19 protein-coding genes are annotated in these 18,173 nt (G+C 56.6%); 13 read left to right on the top strand and 6 right to left on the bottom strand.

Annotated features, from left to right (window positions below; genetic code table 11):
• Positions 1-11: 11 nt before the first annotated feature.
• The gene (gene topA / locus ACSQ3H_RS17045; RefSeq protein WP_436118120.1) at positions 12-2,624 is read right to left on the bottom strand and encodes a type I DNA topoisomerase; all 2,613 of its coding nucleotides are present in this window, start codon (positions 2,622-2,624) and stop codon (positions 12-14) included.
• Between the two features lie 327 nt (positions 2,625-2,951).
• Here topA and ACSQ3H_RS17040 point away from each other — a divergent pair, with 327 nt between their 5' ends.
• Positions 2,952-3,152: a hypothetical protein gene (locus ACSQ3H_RS17040; protein WP_436118119.1), complete on the top strand. Its 201-nt coding sequence runs from the start codon at positions 2,952-2,954 to the stop codon at positions 3,150-3,152.
• Here the strand turns inward: ACSQ3H_RS17040 and dprA are convergent.
• From dprA to ACSQ3H_RS17020, 4 genes are read right to left on the bottom strand one after another with little or no spacing between them, the layout of a single operon-like run.
• Positions 3,120-4,253, bottom strand: coding sequence for a DNA-processing protein DprA (gene dprA / locus ACSQ3H_RS17035; protein WP_436118118.1), 1,134 nt, complete (start codon positions 4,251-4,253; stop codon positions 3,120-3,122). The two genes, ACSQ3H_RS17040 and dprA, sit on opposite strands and share 33 nt — an antisense overlap.
• Complete coding sequence (gene plsY / locus ACSQ3H_RS17030) at positions 4,250-4,864, bottom strand: glycerol-3-phosphate 1-O-acyltransferase PlsY (RefSeq protein ID WP_436118117.1); 615 nt, start codon at positions 4,862-4,864, stop codon at positions 4,250-4,252. The genes dprA and plsY overlap by 4 nt, the downstream gene beginning before the upstream one ends.
• A gap of 21 nt (positions 4,865-4,885) precedes the next feature.
• Positions 4,886-6,172 carry a dihydroorotase gene (locus ACSQ3H_RS17025; RefSeq protein ID WP_436118116.1) on the bottom strand — a complete coding sequence of 429 codons (1,287 nt, stop codon included), beginning with the start codon at positions 6,170-6,172 and terminating at the stop codon, positions 4,886-4,888.
• Entirely contained in the window at positions 6,169-7,146 is a 978-nt protein-coding gene (locus ACSQ3H_RS17020) for an aspartate carbamoyltransferase catalytic subunit (protein WP_436118115.1), read from the bottom strand. Before ACSQ3H_RS17020 ends, ACSQ3H_RS17025 begins: the two co-directional genes overlap by 4 nt.
• Before the next feature lie 266 nt (positions 7,147-7,412).
• Between ACSQ3H_RS17020 and ACSQ3H_RS17015 the strand changes: the two genes are divergently transcribed.
• Entirely contained in the window at positions 7,413-9,044 is a 1,632-nt protein-coding gene (locus tag ACSQ3H_RS17015) for an acyl-CoA dehydrogenase family protein (protein WP_436118114.1), read from the top strand.
• Positions 9,045-9,325: 281 nt separating this feature from the next.
• Complete coding sequence (locus tag ACSQ3H_RS17010; RefSeq protein WP_436118113.1) at positions 9,326-9,652, top strand: DUF6105 family protein; 327 nt, start codon at positions 9,326-9,328, stop codon at positions 9,650-9,652.
• Here the strand turns inward: ACSQ3H_RS17010 and ruvX are convergent.
• Positions 9,616-10,116 carry a Holliday junction resolvase RuvX gene (ruvX, locus tag ACSQ3H_RS17005; RefSeq protein WP_436118112.1) on the bottom strand — a complete coding sequence of 167 codons (501 nt, stop codon included), beginning with the start codon at positions 10,114-10,116 and terminating at the stop codon, positions 9,616-9,618. The two genes, ACSQ3H_RS17010 and ruvX, sit on opposite strands and share 37 nt — an antisense overlap.
• 100 nt (positions 10,117-10,216) lie before the next feature.
• On the opposite strand from ruvX, the gene ACSQ3H_RS17000 reads away from it, so the two are divergent.
• The 10 genes from ACSQ3H_RS17000 (at position 10,217) to ACSQ3H_RS16955 (ending at position 18,086) form a co-directional block, all read left to right on the top strand.
• Positions 10,217-10,921, top strand: coding sequence for a metal-dependent hydrolase (locus ACSQ3H_RS17000; protein WP_436118111.1), 705 nt, complete (start codon positions 10,217-10,219; stop codon positions 10,919-10,921).
• Between the two features lie 49 nt (positions 10,922-10,970).
• Positions 10,971-12,590, top strand: a complete 1,620-nt coding sequence (locus ACSQ3H_RS16995; RefSeq protein ID WP_436118110.1) for a hypothetical protein — start codon at positions 10,971-10,973, stop codon at positions 12,588-12,590.
• An 89-nt stretch (positions 12,591-12,679) separates the two neighbouring features.
• Positions 12,680-12,967, top strand: coding sequence for an Asp-tRNA(Asn)/Glu-tRNA(Gln) amidotransferase subunit GatC (gatC, locus tag ACSQ3H_RS16990; RefSeq protein ID WP_436118109.1), 288 nt, complete (start codon positions 12,680-12,682; stop codon positions 12,965-12,967).
• Positions 12,968-12,975: 8 nt separating this feature from the next.
• Positions 12,976-13,458, top strand: coding sequence for a GNAT family N-acetyltransferase (locus ACSQ3H_RS16985; protein WP_436118108.1), 483 nt, complete (start codon positions 12,976-12,978; stop codon positions 13,456-13,458).
• A 15-nt stretch (positions 13,459-13,473) separates the two neighbouring features.
• The gene (gene gatA / locus ACSQ3H_RS16980; protein WP_436118107.1) at positions 13,474-14,955 is read left to right on the top strand and encodes an Asp-tRNA(Asn)/Glu-tRNA(Gln) amidotransferase subunit GatA; all 1,482 of its coding nucleotides are present in this window, start codon (positions 13,474-13,476) and stop codon (positions 14,953-14,955) included.
• A complete protein-coding gene (locus tag ACSQ3H_RS16975) occupies positions 14,946-15,425 on the top strand; it encodes a GNAT family N-acetyltransferase (protein ID WP_436118106.1) in 480 nt (159 codons plus the stop codon). The genes gatA and ACSQ3H_RS16975 overlap by 10 nt, the downstream gene beginning before the upstream one ends.
• 2 nt (positions 15,426-15,427) lie before the next feature.
• Entirely contained in the window at positions 15,428-16,222 is a 795-nt protein-coding gene (locus ACSQ3H_RS16970; protein WP_436118105.1) for a YdcF family protein, read from the top strand.
• Positions 16,219-17,397, top strand: coding sequence for an NAD(P)/FAD-dependent oxidoreductase (locus tag ACSQ3H_RS16965; protein ID WP_436118104.1), 1,179 nt, complete (start codon positions 16,219-16,221; stop codon positions 17,395-17,397). Before ACSQ3H_RS16970 ends, ACSQ3H_RS16965 begins: the two co-directional genes overlap by 4 nt.
• 75 nt (positions 17,398-17,472) lie before the next feature.
• The gene (locus tag ACSQ3H_RS16960) at positions 17,473-17,838 is read left to right on the top strand and encodes a GFA family protein (RefSeq protein ID WP_436118103.1); all 366 of its coding nucleotides are present in this window, start codon (positions 17,473-17,475) and stop codon (positions 17,836-17,838) included.
• Between the two features lie 68 nt (positions 17,839-17,906).
• Positions 17,907-18,086 carry a flagellar FlbD family protein gene (locus ACSQ3H_RS16955; protein ID WP_436118102.1) on the top strand — a complete coding sequence of 60 codons (180 nt, stop codon included), beginning with the start codon at positions 17,907-17,909 and terminating at the stop codon, positions 18,084-18,086.
• Positions 18,087-18,173 lie beyond the last annotated feature (87 nt).

Raw genomic sequence — 18,173 nt, 5'->3', positions numbered from 1 at the left:
CTTAACTTGACTTAACTTGCTTTTTTGGTTGCGGCTTTTTTCGCAGCCGGTTTTTTGGCTGCAGGTTTCTTGGCCGCTGCTGACTTTTTGGCGGGCGCCTTCTTCGTGCCTTTGGAGCCCGCCTTTTCGGCGATCATAGCAAGAGCTTCCTCAACGGTCACGCCCGCCGGGTCTTTGCCCTTCGGCAGCGTGGCGTTAACCTTGCCCCAGTTCACATAGGGGCCGTATTTGCCGTCGCGCACTGTGACTACGCCGCCATCGGGATGCTCGCCGAGATCCTTGAGCGCTGCAGGCGTGCCACGACCGCGTCCCGGCCCCTTTGCCTGCTTGTCCGCAAGCACGGTAACGGCGCGGTTAAGACCGATCGAGAACACGTCTTCCGCATTCTCCAGATTGGCATAGGTACCGTCATGCGTGATGTAGGGACCGTAGCGCCCGATGCCGGCCGAAATCATCTTCGCCGTTTCGGGATGTTGGCCGACATCGCGGGGCAGGGAAAGCAAAGCCAGGGCTTTTTCATGATCCAGCGCTTCGAATGTCCAGCCCTTTGGCAGGCTGGCCCGCTTGGCTTCCTTGCCGTCGCCTCGCTGGACATAAGGACCGAAACGGCCATTGCGTGCGGTAATGTCCTCGTCCGTATAGGGATCCTTGCCGAGCAGTTTTGGTTCGTCGCCACCATTGCCGTTTTCGTTTGCCGCTTCGCTGCCGCCGAGCTGGCGCGTGAACTTGCACTCCGGATAGTTCGAGCAGCCGACGAAGGCGCCATATTTGCCAAGCTTCAGCGAAAGATTGCCCGTGCCGCAGACCTGACAGATACGCGGATCGCCGCCATCCTCGCGTGGCGGGAATACGAGCGGCCCAAGCCGATCATTCAACGCATCAAGCACGTTGGTGACGCGCAACTCCTTGATTCCATCGACAGACCCGAAGAAATCGGTCCAGAAAGCCCGCAGAACGTCCTTCCATTTTAGCTTTCCATCGGAAATCTCATCGAGCTTCTCTTCAAGATCAGCTGTGAAATCATATTCGACATAGCGCTTGAAAAAGCTTTCCAGGAAGGCGATGACCAGCCTGCCTTTGGCTTCCGGAATGAGCTTGCGCTTGTCGATCGTTATATATTCGCGGTCACGAAGGGTCGCGAGCGTCGATGCATAGGTGGAAGGCCGGCCGATGCCGAGCTCTTCCATCTTCTTGATGAGCGTTGCTTCCGAATAGCGTGGCGGCGGCTCGGTCGAATGCTGTGTCGCATTTATCCTCTCGCGGGCAAGAGCCTCGCCCGCGCGGATTTCCGGAAGACGGCCGCCATCTTCATCGACGTCCTCTTCCTCGCGGTGATCCATATAAGCACCGAGAAAACCATCAAACCTGATGACCGAACCTGTTGCACGCAGTTGTGCGGCACGCGATCCGTTCTGGGCGTCGATTTCGACGGTCGTTCGTTCGATGTCCGCAGACTGCATCTGACTGGCAATAGCGCGCTTCCAGATCAGCTCGTACAGCTTTGCCTGATCCGCATCAAGAAACTTGCGCATGTCCTTGGGATGCCGATTGAAATCGGTGGGACGTATCGCTTCGTGCGCTTCCTGGGCGTTCTTCGCCTTTGTGGCGTAATAGCGTGGCTTTTCAGGAACATATTTGTCGCCAAAAACCTTGCCAATCGTCTGGCGCGCCGCCTCAACGGCTTCGGGCGCCATCTGTACACCGTCCGTACGCATGTAGGTGATCAAGCCAGCGGTTTCGGTGCCAAGATCCATGCCTTCGTACAGCTTTTGCGCGATCTGCATGGTGCGTGATGCAGAAAAGCCGAGCTGACCTGAAGCAGCCTGCTGCAAACTCGATGTGGTGAAAGGCGGCCCAGGGCTGCGCTTGATCGGCTTTGCCTCGACAGAGGCTGCCTTAAACGAGGCACCTTCCAGCATGGCGCGGATTTCGCCAGCCTGTTCACCATTCTTGATATCGAGCTTGCCGAGTTTCTTGCCATCGACCGAAACAAGCCGTGCTTCGAACCCGTCATTGCGCGGGGTTTTCAAGAGTGCTGCGATATTCCAGTACTCTTCGCGGATAAAGCGTTCGATTTCCACTTCGCGGTCAGCGACGAGACGCAAGGCCACCGACTGGACGCGACCGGCGGAGCGTGCCCCCGGCAATTTGCGCCAAAGAACCGGAGAGAGAGTGAAGCCGAAAAGATAGTCCAGGGCGCGGCGTGCGAGATAGGCGTCGACGAGCGGCATATCAATATCGCGCGGACTGGCCATGGCCTCGAGCACCGCATTCTTGGTGATCGCGTTGAAGACGACGCGCTTGACGGTCTTTTTTCCTATAGCCTTCTTCTGCTGCAACACTTCAAGCACATGCCAGGAAATTGCTTCACCTTCGCGATCCGGATCGGTTGCGAGAATGAGGCCGTCGCTCTCCTTCAACGCTTTGACAATGTCACTCAATCTCTTCGCCGAGGCCGAGTCGACTTCCCATGACATCGAGAAATCATCGTCAGGGCGCACCGATCCGTCTTTGGCCGGCAGATCGCGCACATGACCGAACGAGGCCAGGACCGTATAACCTGAGCCGAGATATTTGTTGATTGTTTTGGCCTTGGCAGGCGATTCGACGACGACAACGTTCATTACAGATTTGAGCTTTCCTGCCCTTGTCAGATTGCAAAAGCACTAATTTCGCTTCGGAATAGGCCTGTGAAATGAACAGGCTTCGGCATAACGTCAAGGTCTGTACATCAAAAATCGTGAATTACAACCTAAGGTTGCTCGCCTAACTTATGCAATTAATGGTATTTTCGCGTCGGGTTCAAGCGTATATAGAATTCGATGCGAGTCATTTGTCGCTTTCGCATATAGAGTATAAAAAACAGCAGCTTATGTAGGCATAAATTAAGATATTCTGAGTCAGAGTATAGTGCATATTTTCGATATAAATTTATATTTGAGGATAAAATTATGAGCGATAGTCAAATTAATCAAATCGAAAACGCCAGATTTATTCAACAGATGCTCGGCGAGTTACGAGCGATGGCCAAGACGAACCGGCTGGAAATGTTGGCATATCTTATAGAGATTGCATATATCGAAAGCAGTGATCAGTTGCAGAAAGAGTTGGGTACGGTTTCACGGATAAATAAGCGAAACATGTCCGCCTGAGTGACGCTGCAAACGTCCGGCAAGATCGAGTTCGAGCAGAATCAGCATCACCACCGAGGGGTGTAGTTCGCTGGTGCGGATGAGGTCGTCGATGTCGACTGGAACAGGGCCAAGCAAATTGACGAAACGGTCTCGATCGGTTTCGTCAGGTGGATTGATTGATGGGAAATCCATCTCTGGCGCGAGAAATGCAGGGTCATCGAACACGGGCCGTTCGACCAGTGGTGTCAATGCAGTTATTATATCTTCGGTACTGGTTGTCACAATCGCTCCATTTTTCAGCAACCCGTTGGTGCCTTTTGCCCTGGGATCGAGGGGCGAGCCTGGGACAGCGAAGACAAGCCTGCCAAGCTCTCCTGCCAGTCGAGCGCTGATCAATGAGCCAGAACGTTCGGCCGCTTCAACCACAACCAACCCGAGCGACAGGGCGGCGATAATACGGTTGCGCCTCGGAAAATCTCTGGCGCGCGGTTCCCAGCCGAACGGCATTTCACTGATCGCAGCTCCATTGCGGTCGCTTATCGCCTTGTAGAGATTAAGGTTCTCGGGAGGATAGGGCAGGTCCAGCCCGCCCGCCATGACGGCAACCGTCCCGTGATCGAGGCTGGCTTCGTGGGCCGCTGTGTCTATTCCCCGTGCAAGACCGGATATAATGGCGTAGCCGGCCTCACCCAGTTCCCGTGCAATCATCCGGGCAAACTTGATCCCCACCAGGGACGCATTGCGTGCGCCGACAATGGCAACGGGCGGTAGCCTGAATACTGCAGGATTTCCCTTGATCGCGACCAATGGCGGAGGATTGTCGCACTGGCGGAGATAGCGGGGATAGTCCGGCTCACCTATGCCAACGAACACAGCGCCCATTTTTGCCGCCGCATGCATTTCGCGTTCAGCGTCCTGCAGACTGGCAATTCGAATGGGGCGGCCGCCGCCACCGCGCCTGACGAGTTCGGGCAGCATTTCCAATGCATCGCTTGCAGAACCGCAATGAACGATCAGGTCACGAAACGTTGCTGGGCCGACATTCTCGCTGCGGATCAATCGGAGCCAGCTCAAGCGCTGGCTGTCAGAAAGGCGTATGCCCTTCTTTTCGTCGTTCATCCTTTGGCGCCGATCTTGCCTTCGGTGCCTGAGACAAGGCGCTGGATATTTGCGCGATGCTTGATGAAAACGATGATCGTCAGGACAAGAAACAAAAGGGCGATCTGGGAAACGCCTGTTATATAGAGAGCGATCGGAACAACGATCGCTGCAACCAGGGCGGCGAGGGACGAATAGCGGGTGGTGTAGGCTATGATCAGCCAGACGGCGGCGAAGATCAGCGCGCCCTGCCAAAACAGGCCAAGCAGAACGCCAAGATAGGTCGCGACACCTTTGCCGCCCTTGAATTTCAGCCAGACCGGGAAAATATGGCCGAGGAAGGCACCGAAGCCTGCGACGATCGCTGCTTCGGGGCTGGCGATGCCGGCGATCAACACCGCCCCTGTGCCTTTCAGCATATCCAACAGCAAGGTCGCCGCAGCCAGTTTCTTGTTGCCGGTGCGCAGAACATTGGTTGCGCCGATATTGCCGGAACCGATGCTGCGTACGTCACCAAGCCCGGCCATACGCGTCAGGATCAGACCGAAAGGGATGGAGCCGAGCAGGTAGCCAAAGACAAGCGCAAAGAGAAGGAGCGGAAATCCTGCTTGCCCGTTGAAGAAATCCGACATGCATCGTCCCCTTAGGTCACGTTAGATTGTAAAGACTGACTTTCCTGCAACAAATGTCTGAACGACGCGGCCTTGAAAACGTGCGCCCTCGAAACAAGAGTTCTTGGAACGCGACCGTAAATCTTCTTCCTTCACTACCCACGGTTCGTCAAGATCGACTATGGTCATATCCGCCTTCGAACCCGGGCGCAGCGAACCGGCATCCAGCCCGAAAATCCTTGCGGGTGCGCTGGACATCGCTTCTACGATGCGCAGGAGCGGAACGTCGCCATTGTGATAGAGCCTAAGCGCCGCACCAAGCAGCGTTTCGAGGCCGATCGCACCCGCTGCCGCATCGGCGAAAGGCAGACGCTTGGTATCGACGTCCTGCGGATCATGCGCGGATACGATGATATCGATCGTGCCATCGCGCAGAGCTTCGACCATGGCGAGCCGGTCTTCCTCAAGCCGCAACGGCGGCTGCAGCCGGAAGAACGTGCGGAATTCGCCGATATCGTTCTCATTCAACGAGAGATGATTGATCGACACGCCAGCAGTAACGTTCAATGCGTTCTGCTTGGCGCGCGAAATCACCTCTGCCGACATGGCGGTTGAAATCTGTGCGGCGTGGTAGGCACCCTGCGTCAAAGCCGCAAGACGCATATCGCGTTCAAGCGGAATGACTTCGGCTTCCCGCGGTGTACCGGAAAGCCCGAGCCAGCTTGCATAAAGCCCTTCATTCATGACGCCGGTAACGCCGAGGTACGGATCCTGTGCCTCATGGGCAAGGACCACGCCGAAATCACGCGCGTAGGTGAGGGCGCGGCGCATCAGCTGGCTATTGGCTATTGAACTGCGCCCTTCAGTGATCGCCACGGCGCCAGCCTCACGCAGCAGGCCAATTTCGGTCATTTCCTCGCCATGCAGGCCCTTGGTGACCGCAGCAGCCGGGTAGATATTGACCACAGCCGTATCACGCGCTGTTCGCATGACGAATTCGACCAGCGCGACATTATCTATAACCGGATCGGTGTCGGGCATCATGATCATCGAGGTAACGCCGCCCGCAGCCGCCGCGTGGCTAGCGGAAGCAATGGTCTCGCGATGTTCGGCGCCGGGCTCACCAATGAAGACGCGCGCATCGACCAGACCGGGAAGCACCGCCTTGCCCTTACAATCGATGATGGTCGCGCCTTCCGGTGCGCCCTGATTGCGGGCATTGGCACCGCTGGCGACGATTCTGTCGTTCTCCACAATGATCGTGCCGGTTTCATCCAGGCCGCGCGAGGGATCGACAATGCGGGCGTTTTGCAGAACAGTAATGCTCATCCGCCCACTCCTTCTGCATTGCGGTCCAGATTGCGGCGAGGATCGAGCAGCGCTTCCATCACGGCCATGCGCACAGCAACACCCATCTCTACCTGTTCCTGAATGACGCTCTGGGAACCATCCGCGACGTCGGAAGCGATTTCGACGCCGCGGTTCATAGGACCTGGGTGCATGACCAGCGCATCGGGCTTGGCAAATTTCAGTTTTTCCCGATCAAGTCCATGATAGCGGAAATATTCGCGTACCGAGGGAACGAAGGAGCCGGCCATGCGCTCGCGCTGCAAGCGCAGCATCATCACAACGTCGGCGTCTTTCAAGCCTTCTTCCATGTTGTGGAAGACTTCGGCGCCCATATGGGCGATGCCCGCGGGAAGCAGGGTCGAGGGGGCAACCACGCGAACGCGTGCACCAAGGGCGTTCAGGAGGATCATGTTCGACCGCGCCACGCGTGAATGCAGTACGTCACCGCAGATCGCCACGGTCAGCCGCGCGATCTTGCCCTTGGCGCGGCGGATCGTCAGCGCATCGAGCAGCGCCTGCGTCGGATGTTCATGCGCGCCGTCGCCGGCATTGACGACGGAACAGCCGACCTTTTGCGCCAGAAGCGCTGCGGCTCCGGCCGACGCATGGCGGATGATCAGGATATCCGGACGCATGGCGTTCAGCGTCATCGCCGTGTCGATCAGCGTTTCGCCCTTTTTGACCGAGGAATTGCTGACCGCCATGTTCATCACATCGGCGCCGAGGCGTTTGCCGGCAAGTTCGAAGGATGATTGCGTGCGGGTCGAAGCCTCGAAGAACAGATTGATCTGCGTGCGTCCGCGCAACGTGGCCTTTTTCTTCTCGGACTGGCGCGAAACCGCTATCTCGCTTTCGGCGAGGTCGAGCAGCTGGACGATGTCTTGAGGCGAAAGGCCCTTGATGCCAAGCAAGTGGCGATGGGGAAACAGAAGGGGGGGCTCTTTTGATGTCATATCAAGTCCCCCCTATAGGCTCGATGCCTTATTGCCGCAAGCGGTCTGGGCGCTAACATGCCTCGTTCCCCAATAATTTGATCGGAAAAGATGAAAGTGCGAAAAGGATTGCGATGATGAATATCGACTAAAGCGGAAGAGTCCATATATTGAGTGCATTAACCGCTTGTCAGAATCTTCATTCCATAAAGAGTTCGACGCGTAATCGCCAATTCGGATGGGCAGAAATTCTGCGCGAACATTGAAATTTGAATCAGGACAGTTTCTTGAAAACTCACGACGTTCTCAACCAGACGCCTCCCATGACCGGCCTCAACGCCTATCTCGGCGATCCGCTGTTGATGCAGATCACCAAGCGATTGCCGCAAGCCGTGCGCACGGAGCTCGAGCAGAACGGCAAGTTCGTACTTTCGGGCGACGCGCAGGATCTGGCGCGGCTTGCCAATACCGAGGTGCCGAAACTGCGAACGCATGATCGTCAGGGTCATCGTATCGACGTTGTCGATTATCATCCGGCCTATCATGCGCTGATGCGCCGGTCGGTCAGCCAAGGCCTGCATTCATCTATTTGGGAAGATGGCAAGCCCGAGGCCGGCCTGCGGCATCAGTCGCGCGCGGCGCGATTCTACCTGACGTCGCAGCTGGAATGCGGGCATTTGTGCCCCTTGACCATGACCAGCGCGTCGCTGGCGGCACTGATGGCAGCGCCACATCTCTACCGCGAATGGTCGCCGCTGATCCTGCCGCGCAAATATGATTCCAGCAATAAATCGCCAGCGAAGAAAACGGGCCTCACCCTCGGCATGGGAATGACCGAGAAACAGGGCGGCACCGACGTTCACACCAACACGACCAAGGCAGAACCCGCCGGAAGCGGTTTTTACCGCATCACCGGCCACAAATGGTTCATGTCCGCGCCGATGTCGGACGCTTTTCTGGTCCTGGCGCAGGCGCGTGAGGGATTATCGTGCTTCCTCGTGCCGCGCATTCTGCCCGACGGCTCATCGAACGGTTTCCGTTTCCAGCGTCTGAAGGACAAGCTCGGTAATCGCTCGAATGCCTCTTCTGAAGTCGAGTTCGACAATGCGCTTGGCCAGATGGTCGGTAATCCGGGCGACGGCGTCAAGACGATCATCGATATGGTGACGCTGACCCGTCTCGACTGCGCTATTGCTTCGGCGGGGCTGATGCGGGCAGGGCTGGCGGAGGCCGTACATCATGCCCGGCATCGCATCGTCTTCGAGGGCCCGCTGATCGACAAGCCGCTGATGTTGCGGGTTCTGGCAGATATGGCACTGGACGTGGCAGGCGCAACAGCGCTGACGCTTCGCCTGGCGCGCGCGTTCGACAATGCCGCAAAAGACCGCGGCGAAGCAGCTTTTGCCCGTGTGATGACGCCGGTCGTCAAATATTGGGTGGCCAAGATTGCGCCTGCGATGCTCTACGAGACGATGGAGTGCCTCGGCGGCAATGGCTACATCGAGGAAGGCAATCTCGCCCGCTACTACCGCGAGGCTCCGGTCAACGCGATCTGGGAAGGCTCCGGCAACGTCATGGCACTCGACGTGCTGCGTGTGCTGAAGCGCGGCCCGCAACTTTTCGATGAAGTGCTCAACTGGATCAGTGCACAATTGGGACGCGGCGGGCAGGGAACAGTGGAGGTCCTGCGCGCAGCGATGCGGGTTGCCGAGAACGACGAAGGCGCGGCGCGCATATTGACCGAGCAATTGGCACTTGCGGCGGCGGGTGCCGAGCTGCGCTATCTGCAGTCAGAGGATATCGCCGACGCCTTTATCGAAACGCGTTTGGGCGGTCAGTGGCGCACGACCTACGGCATGCTCGATGCGCGCCATAACGCCAAGGATATTATCAGCTCGCTCTATCCAGCGGCTAACTGATCAATTCCCCCCTGCTGACGTGATCTCATGCAGTGCACGCGCTGCGTGTGCTGCCTTCCTTTGTCAAAAAATCCGCTGACTCACCAAAAAAATCGCATCGGCGACACAAAAGGGGGCTCGCTAATGCCTTCAATTTGAATTAAATTTTTATAAATTAACCTTAACAAAAGGTTTACGTTGCGGTGTGTTTCTTAAACGATATCACTACAACCTGAAAATGCACTGCAAAAACGCAGGGTTAAGACAAAATGATTAGACCGACCCAATCGAGGAGAAACTGAATGCGCAGCTTCCTGATTTTTTGGGCTGGGCCTCTGGGCTTCCTGTGGGGATGGTATTTTCTCTCGTTCTATGACCTGAACATGGGCATGTTTTTCTTCAGCCGCGAGATGCACGATCAGGTTTTCAGCATTTACGGAAATATGTTGGGCATCGCGCCGGAGAGCATTCCACCACTGGTTGCACGTGCCTGCATCTTCGATACGGGTCTGGTCTTGTGTCTGATAGCGTTCCGTCGCCGTCGCCAGATCATCGCCTGGGTGCAGGCTTGGCGCGCAGCGCGCGCCGCCGTCTATGTCGAGGAATTGCCGTCCACGTCCGCTTCTTGACGCAGACTTTGCAAGCGGTCCAATACGCCCTGCAGGATGAACGCCGCCGCAGCTGAATCAATCCGCTCGGCGCGCTTTTGTCTCGACACATCCATCCCGATCAAGGCGCGCTCGGCTGCGACAGTCGATAGCCGTTCGTCCCAATAGACAAAAGGAAGCTCGGTCAGCTTTTCCATATTGCGGACAAAAGCGCGGGTTGCCTGCACGCGCGGGCCTTCGCTGCCGTCCATGTTTACCGGCAATCCAATGACAATCGCGCCGACATTGTCGGCTTTCAAAGCCTTCAACAGATCCTGCGCGTCATGGGTGAATTTGCTGCGCCTCAGCACCGGGCGCGGATTGGCAAAGGAAAAACCGCGATCGGAAATGGCAATGCCGATGGTCTTTGTGCCGAGGTCGAGACCGGCTACGGTCTTGCCGTCCGCGACATGATCTTCGAGCTGTTCAATTGTCAGTACTGTCAATGTGATGGCTTCCGCACTTGAAATGCCGGTTCATAGATTGTCACATACCGGCATTAGAAGCTTGTGGCGAGCGTTCACTTGCAGTTGAAGGAATATGGATATGAAAATTACCTGGCTTGGCCATTCGGCCTTTCGGATTGAAACAGCAAAAAATACCATTCTTATCGACCCGTTCCTGACCGGAAATCCCAGTGCGAAGGGTGTCGACGTGAAGGAGGCCTCGAAGGGCGTCAATCACATCATTCTGACCCACGGCCATGGCGATCATGTCGGTGATACGATCGAACTTTCGAAGGACACAGGCGCGCTGGTGACTGGCAATGCGGATCTCGTGACTTGGCTCGGTTCGCGCGGTGTCGCTCGGGTTGATCCGACCAATACAGGCGGTACGGTTTCCTACGACGGTTTCACCGTGACCTATGTCAACGCTCTGCATTCTTCCGCGCATATGACCGTCGACGGCGTCTCGCATTCACTGGGTTCGGCAAATGGTGTCGTGCTGCATTTTGACGACGAACCGACGCTCTACCACATGGGCGATACGGATATTTTTTCCGACATGGCTTTGATCAATGAATTGCATCAGCCGGAAATCGGTATTGTTCCAATCGGTGACCGTTTTACCATGGGCGGTGCGGTTGCAGCGCTTGCCAGCCGCCGCTATTTCAAATTTACCAAAGTCATTCCCTGCCATTACGCCACGTTCCCCATCATCGATCAGACCGCAGACAAATTCGTCGCCGGCATGGAAGGCGGGACGAGCGAAGTTATCATTGCCAAGTCGAATGAGCATTTTATCGTTTGATGGGAGGTGCTAAAGCACCTTCTTCAATCGATGAGCCTTGGAGAGCAATGTGCGTAAACTGTTTCTGATTTCCTGCATGTTGGTGACAACGACGCCTGTGTTCGCACAGGCCGTCGATGCGAATGGTGCAAAAGCACTTGCTGAAACATTGTCTGAATACGTCGGAAAGAAAGCGATCGAGAAGAATATCGTTGCGGTCGTACCGGACGGAGACAATTACCGCATTACGTTCAGTACGGCGAAGCTGCTCGAATCCCTGTCGAAGCAGGATTATTTCAAGGGCGATTTCGGTGAGTACAGCCTGCTGACAAAGCCGCTCGCCGATGGATCCTGGAATGTTTCATCGACAGCAGTACCCGGAGGTTCGGCTGAGATTGCGACACCAACGGGACCTGAGACAATTCAGTGGTCTGTCGACAATGCCTATATAACCGGAATTTTCGATCCGAAAATCGGTGCTTTCTCCAAGGCGTCGTTTGCTTATGGTTCCGTGAAAATGAAGTCGACCAGTCCCACCCAGGACGTCGAGGCGAGCGCCAATTCGGCCAAAAGCGAAATGCTGGGAACTGCTGCACCATCGGGTGGCGTTGATTTCAGCAGCAACCAGTCGGCGGCGAATTTTCTGGAGACTGTAACGGTCAAGTCGCCGCCTCCAACCGATGGCTCGACCGCTGCTCCGGAAGAACTGATGAAAGTCGTTTTGAGTGGCGGTCAGATCGGTGTCAACGCACAAGGCAAGGGCTTCCGCAATCTGGAGTTTCTGGATCTCTGGAAATTCTTTATTGCTCATGCGGACGAGTCGACACTGAAGGATCAGCAACAAGCCGATCTTAAAACGAAACTCCTCGCCGCACTGCCGTTCTGGGACAAGCTTTCTGGCGCGTATCAGTTCTCCGATCTCAACGTCGAAACTCCGCTTGGACCATTTGCGGCCAAGAACATGTCTCAGGAGGTAGACTTCGACGGCATCAGCAAGAGCGGCGGGTATCATTATGCGCTGCGAACCAATGGCCTGAAATACCCCACCCTGCCGATACCTGAGTGGAGCGTGCAGTTTCTGCCGACGGATATGGAACTTGGTTTCGGTACGGAAGGTGTCGATCTCGACACGGTTGTCAGGGCGGCCGTCGCAGACATGGATTTGAAGCGCGAGAAGCCGTTTTCCGATGAATTCGAAGCAAACACAGCAGCCGCTTTCATGGCTAACCCGCCTAAAGTGGTTATTAGCAAAAGCTTTGTGAGAACGGCGGACAGCGAGCTTTCGGTCGAGGGCGACGTCACATTCGCCGCACTGAAACCGGCAAGTCATACAACTTGGGAGATGACCAATTTCGATGCGATCGTCGATCGCCTGACCAAGGCCTCCGAGCAGGAGCCTGAAATCAAGGACTACATAGTCTTCGTCAAGATGGCTAAGGATTTCGGCACACAACTGCCTAACGGACACATTCAATGGATCGTCGATCAGCAGGCTGACGGCTCGATGAGTATCAACGGCAATCCGGTGAAGGGTCCCGATCCGGTTGTCGACCCGGGGAGCGACGATACGGGTACCGCTGCGCCCGATGACGATACGACAATGCCGGATGATCCGACGCAGGATAACAATGTGATCGTGCCCGATGACGAGGAAGACAATTCGGATACCGCCCCGGCACCCGCGCAGTAGGAACATTTCAAGTCGTCTTGTCCGTTGCGCTTGCCCGCAACGGACACTATAGCTCAATCATCCAAAATCCGAATTTTCAGGAATCCCGAATGTCTGTCGATATTTCCACCGTCAAACGCGTTGCGCATCTTGCCCGTATTGCCGTGAGCGAAGACGATGCGGCCCGTATGACAGGGCAGTTGAATGCCATTCTCGGCTTTGTCGAACAGTTGAACGAAGTGAATGTCAATGGTGTCGAACCGATGACATCCGTCACGCCCATGGCGATGAAGAAGCGCCCCGACGTGGTGGATGATGGTGGCAAGGCAGCTGATATTGTTGCCAATGCACCGATTCACGAGGAAAATTTCTTCGTCGTTCCGAAAGTGGTGGAGTAGGCGCAGCGATGGCTATTTCTGTTGCCGTAGAAACGCCGCTGCAGGATGACGTCAGGGCGCTGGTCAGTGAGCTCAACGATCATCTTTTGCCGCTTTCGCCCATCGAGTTCCAGTTCAAGATGACTGTTGAGCAGATGGCGGGTGCTGATACGACGGTGTTCGTGGCGCGTGACGAGAATGGTGTGGCAGTCGGCTGTGGCGCTTTGAAGGACCATGGCAACCATGTCGGCGAGGTGAAGCGCATGTTCACCCGGCCAACGGTGCGGGGCCAGCGCGTCGGGTCGGCCTTGCTCGAGGCCATAACCGAACTGGCCAAAGAAAAGGGTGTCACGCGGCTCGTTCTCGAAACAGGCGCTGGACCGGGTTTCGCGGATGCATACCGGCTTTACGAGCGCTCCGGCTTTACCCGCTGCGGTGTCCTCCTCGACTATCCGGACTCGGAACACAGTGCATTTTATGAAAAGTGGCTCGCCCTCGCGCCAGCCCAATAAGGACTAGACAAGAATATGACCGATCTGACCGCTCTCACCATTGCCGAGGCGCGCGACCAGCTGAAAGCGAAAGCGATCACCGCTACGGAGCTGACTGGCGCTTATATCCAGGCGATCGAGAACGCAAACGACGCGCTGAACGCCTATATCGTCACCACTCCGGAAAAGGCGCTGGAAATGGCGAAAGCGTCCGATGCTCGGCTTGCCGCCGGCAATGCCGGGGCGCTCGAGGGCATTCCGCTTGGCATCAAGGATCTGTTCAGTACCGAGGGCGTTCATACCCAGGCCGCCTCGCATATCCTCGATGGTTTCAAGCCGCATTACGAATCAACCGTCACTGCCAATCTCTGGGCGGACGGTGCAGTCATGCTCGGCAAGCTCAATATGGACGAATTCGCCATGGGCTCGTCCAACGAGACTTCCTATTACGGCCCGGTGAAGAACCCTTGGCGCGCCGAGGGTTCAAATACCGATCTCGTGCCCGGCGGCTCATCCGGGGGCTCCGCCGCTGCGGTTGCCGCACGCCTGTGCGCCGGTGCGACGGCCACCGATACGGGCGGCTCGATCCGCCAGCCAGCCGCCTTCACCGGCACGGTCGGCATCAAGCCGACCTATGGCCGCTGCTCGCGCTGGGGCATCGTCGCCTTTGCCTCCTCGCTGGATCAGGCCGGTCCGATTGCCCGCGACGTGCGTGATGCGGCGATCCTGCTGAAATCCATGGCCTCGGTCGATGCCAAAGACACAACCTCCGTCAATATAGCCGTGCCGGACTACGAGTCTGCCATCGGCAAGCCGCTCGCCGGACTCAAGATCGGAATTCCCAAGGAATACCGCGTCGATGGCATGCCGGAAGACATCGAGAAGCTTTGGCAGCAGGGCATTGCCTGGTTGAAGGATGCCGGTGCTTCGATCGTCGATATCTCGCTGCCGCATACGAAATATGCGCTGCCGGCCTACTATATCGTTGCTCCTGCGGAAGCATCATCGAACCTTGCCCGCTATGATGGCGTGCGCTACGGCTTGCGTGTTCCCGGCAGGGATATCATCGACATGTACGAAAGGACCCGCGCCAACGGTTTCGGTGACGAGGTCAAACGCCGTATCATGATCGGCACCTATGTCCTTTCTGCCGGCTACTATGACGCTTATTACCTTCAGGCACAGAAGGTGCGGAACCTGATCAAGAAGGACTTCGAAGACGTCTTCCATGCCGGAGTCGATGCGATCCTGACGCCCGCCACGCCTTCCGCTGCATTCGGCATTGCCGATCAGGATATGGCGGCAGATCCGGTCAAGATGTACCTCAACGATATCTTCACTGTCACCGTGAACATGGCCGGCCTTCCGGGGATCGCCGTGCCTGCGGGTCTCGATGCGCGAGGCCTGCCGCTCGGCCTGCAGCTGATCGGGCGGCCGTTCGACGAGGAAACCCTGTTCCAGACCGCCCATGTGATCGAACAGGCGGCAGGCAAGTTCAACGCTCCGAAATGGTGGTAATCAGGCGCGCGACAGAGGCCGACATTGCAGCCATTGCTGCAGTCGGCGCCCGCGCCTGGGCGTCCAATGTTTTTTCGTTCGAGCCCGAATTGCCGGGTATGCGCGCACATGTCGAAAAGGCGTTCCGCGCATTTGCAGAGGTTTCCTATGGCAATGTGCTGGTAGCAGTGGTTGATGAGACCGTGCTTGGTTGGGGGGCCCGGGATGAGGATAACGACTATATCTCCGATCTATGGGTGGATCCTGTCGTTCATGGCCAAGGGATCGGCTCGGCAATTCTCCGGACATTGAAATCGAACATAGCGGACGCAGGTTATTCGAGGGCTCGTATCAGTACCCACGCCCGCAATGTGAGGGCTATCCGGCTCTACGAGCGCGAAGGTTTCATTATCGTCGAGCAAGGCCCGGAGTGGTCGACCAGCCTTGAGCGCGAAATCGACAAGGTGAAGATGCTGGCGGAGCTTCGATAGGAATGTTCTTTACTCTGTCAAAAATCTTCTGGTTTTTCGCCGAGCCGCTTAATTTCTCCATACTGCTGATCGGTGCGACATTCATTGCACTGCTGCTCGCTTGGCGGCGTCTCGCCATGGTTGCGGCGGCATGCGCGTTTCTGATCCTTGGCTTCGGCGCATGGACGTCGCTGGGCGCGCTGATGATGCATCCGCTCGAGGATCGCTTTCAGCGCCCGGCCTCGCTGCCGGAGAAGATCGACGGGATTGTGGTGCTCGGCGGCGGTCTCGAGGGTGGTGTCAATCTGGTGCGCGGCGGCTATGAGATGAACTCAAGCGGCGACCGGTTTGTCGAGGCTGCTATCCTTGCAGCGCGCCATCCGGAAGCGAAGGTCGTCGTCACCGGGGGATCGGGCAATTTGATCCTCGAAGGTGAAGGGGACGGTGTGACAGCACCTCGTTTGCTGACCGCGCTCGGCATTGCTCCGGATCGGCTCATCATGGAAAGCCAGTCGCGCAACACCTATGAGAATGCGGTTTTCACCAAGAAAATGGTGAATCCGAAGCCCGGCGAAACCTGGGTCCTCATTACCTCCGCATTCCATATGCCGCGCTCCATGGGAATATTTCGCACGGCCGGTTTCAACGTCGTGCCTTGGCCTTCGGATTACCGCACCTCCGGAAGAGAGGGCATAGGACCGACGCATGACAATCCGCAGGATTCGCTGCAGAACGTGTCGATAGCGCTGAGAGAATGGGTTGGACTTGTCGCTTACCGGCTGACCGGGCGGACCGGCCAACTCTTTCCGTCACCATGAAGCAGGTAGACGTCCTCATCATCGGCGCCGGTGCCGCAGGCACGATGTGCGCTATCGAAGCAGGCAAGCGCGGCCGCTCGGTGTTGGTTGTCGATCATGCCGCCGCGCCCGGCGAAAAGATCCGGATATCCGGTGGCGGCCGCTGCAATTTCACCAACCTCAACGCCGCACCACAGAACTTTATCAGCAAGAATCCGCATTTCTGCACCTCCGCCCTGCGCCGCTACACCCAGCGTGATTTTATCGGTTTGGTCGACCGCTACGGCATTGCCTGGCACGAAAAGACGCTTGGCCAGCTCTTCTGCGATGGTTCGGCAAAACAGATCATCGGCATGCTGGTCACGGAAATGAACAGGGCAGGGATCGAACTGCGCTTGCGCACGACGGTCGATGCTGTCGAGAATTCCGGCGATGGCTATGTCGTGGATTTGTCCGGCGAACGTGTGAGATGCGCCTCGCTGGTCGTTGCCTGCGGCGGGAAATCCATACCGAAAATGGGCGCGACCGGCTTCGGCTATGATATCGCCCGCCAGTTCGGACTTTCGCTTACCGAAACACGGCCAGCGCTGGTTCCGCTGACCTTCGACGAGAACACGCTCGCTCCGCTCAAACCCCTGTCTGGCATCTCGGTCGACGCGGTGGTTAGCCACGGCAAGACCAGATTCAGCGAGGCCATGCTGTTCACCCATCGTGGTCTGAGCGGCCCATCAATCCTGCAGATATCATCCTACTGGCGGGAAGGTGATGTGATTACGGTTGCCATGCTTCCGGGCGTCAAGGTTTTCGAGGCTCTGCGCGCGGCTCGCACCCGCAATGGCCGGCAAGCGCTGCAAACGGCACTCGGCGAACTACTGCCGAAACGCTTAGCACAGCTGATTGCGGAAATTAGCAGGATAGAAGCGCATCTGGCGGACCTCTCCGACAAACAGCTCCTTGCCGTGGAAAAATTCGTCAACGAATGGCAAGTCAAACCAGCGGGGTCTGAAGGATACCGCACGGCCGAAGTCACGCTCGGCGGAGTCGATACGGACGGGCTGGACCAAAAAACAATGGAAGCCAAAGCCACCAAAGGTCTTTATTTCATCGGTGAAGTTGTCGATGTAACCGGTTGGCTTGGCGGCTATAATTTCCAGTGGGCGTGGTCGTCGGGTTGGGTGGCAGGGCAGGCGGTATAGCCTGATATCTCCTGACCGATTTTGTCAGGAGATATCATATATGAAATTCTGCCATGAACTTGCAGGGAGGAACTCATGACAATTCTGGCCAGTTGCCACTGCGGCGCTATCAAATTTGAAATCAGCGAGCCGCCTTCGACCGTAACAGCTTGCACCTGCACATTTTGCACCAAACGTGGCGCGCTCTGGGCTTACTACACGCCGGATCAGGTGAAGCTTTCGGTGACTCCCGAGGCTGACGCCGTCTATGCACGCAATGGCATGAACAAGCACCATCACTGCAACGTTTGTGGTTGCGGGACATTTTCCCAAGTTCCGACGTGGACCAACCACAAGCCGGATTTCGAAAATCCACGAATCAGCGTGAATGTGCGCCTCTTCGATGATTTCGATATAAGCTCGTTGCCCGTGGAAACCATAGATGGAAGGAATCTCTGGTAAGTAATTGCCTGATTGAGAGAATCCTGCTTCCCTGATAGAGCGTCTTAGTCAAACAGGGAGGTACGGCCATGTGGATCAAACTGACCGATGTCAACGGCGATCACATCACACTCAATTTCGCTCATGTCGTCTCTTTCAACCCGTACGGAACCGGGACGCATATCGTGACGACCACGGCGGGTCTGACCTTTTTCGTCAAGGAAACCATCGAGGAGATTCAGAGCAAAGTCGGGATCACGATGAGCTAGCGAGTTTCGATTGAATTTGCTGTAGCTCTGGTTTTCGGGCAGAGAACTTGCTCTAAGAGCCACTTCCGGTATGCCTGTCGTAAGGTT

The organism is Phyllobacterium sp. LjRoot231, assembly GCF_964253365.1.
Lineage (GTDB): Bacteria > Pseudomonadota > Alphaproteobacteria > Rhizobiales > Rhizobiaceae > Phyllobacterium.
Note: the sequence above shows the minus strand (reverse complement) of the source record. Positions and strands in the feature narration are given on the sequence as shown.

Excerpts from the sequence above, each read along its gene's own strand:
- topA (WP_436118120.1), bottom strand. The coding sequence starts at position 2,624 with ATGAACGTTGTCGTCGTCGAATCGCCTGCCAAGGCCAAAACAATCAAC.
- ACSQ3H_RS17040 (WP_436118119.1), top strand. The coding sequence starts at position 2,952 with ATGAGCGATAGTCAAATTAATCAAATCGAAAACGCCAGATTTATTCAA.
- dprA (WP_436118118.1), bottom strand. The coding sequence starts at position 4,253 with ATGAACGACGAAAAGAAGGGCATACGCCTTTCTGACAGCCAGCGCTTG.
- plsY (WP_436118117.1), bottom strand. The coding sequence starts at position 4,864 with ATGTCGGATTTCTTCAACGGGCAAGCAGGATTTCCGCTCCTTCTCTTT.
- ACSQ3H_RS17025 (WP_436118116.1), bottom strand. The coding sequence starts at position 6,172 with ATGAGCATTACTGTTCTGCAAAACGCCCGCATTGTCGATCCCTCGCGC.
- ACSQ3H_RS17020 (WP_436118115.1), bottom strand. The coding sequence starts at position 7,146 with ATGACATCAAAAGAGCCCCCCCTTCTGTTTCCCCATCGCCACTTGCTT.
- ACSQ3H_RS17010 (WP_436118113.1), top strand. The coding sequence starts at position 9,326 with ATGCGCAGCTTCCTGATTTTTTGGGCTGGGCCTCTGGGCTTCCTGTGG.
- ACSQ3H_RS17000 (WP_436118111.1), top strand. The coding sequence starts at position 10,217 with ATGAAAATTACCTGGCTTGGCCATTCGGCCTTTCGGATTGAAACAGCA.
- gatC (WP_436118109.1), top strand. The coding sequence starts at position 12,680 with ATGTCTGTCGATATTTCCACCGTCAAACGCGTTGCGCATCTTGCCCGT.
- ACSQ3H_RS16985 (WP_436118108.1), top strand. The coding sequence starts at position 12,976 with ATGGCTATTTCTGTTGCCGTAGAAACGCCGCTGCAGGATGACGTCAGG.
- gatA (WP_436118107.1), top strand. The coding sequence starts at position 13,474 with ATGACCGATCTGACCGCTCTCACCATTGCCGAGGCGCGCGACCAGCTG.
- ACSQ3H_RS16975 (WP_436118106.1), top strand. The coding sequence starts at position 14,946 with ATGGTGGTAATCAGGCGCGCGACAGAGGCCGACATTGCAGCCATTGCT.
- ACSQ3H_RS16970 (WP_436118105.1), top strand. The coding sequence starts at position 15,428 with ATGTTCTTTACTCTGTCAAAAATCTTCTGGTTTTTCGCCGAGCCGCTT.
- ACSQ3H_RS16965 (WP_436118104.1), top strand. The coding sequence starts at position 16,219 with ATGAAGCAGGTAGACGTCCTCATCATCGGCGCCGGTGCCGCAGGCACG.
- ACSQ3H_RS16960 (WP_436118103.1), top strand. The coding sequence starts at position 17,473 with ATGACAATTCTGGCCAGTTGCCACTGCGGCGCTATCAAATTTGAAATC.
- ACSQ3H_RS16955 (WP_436118102.1), top strand. The coding sequence starts at position 17,907 with ATGTGGATCAAACTGACCGATGTCAACGGCGATCACATCACACTCAAT.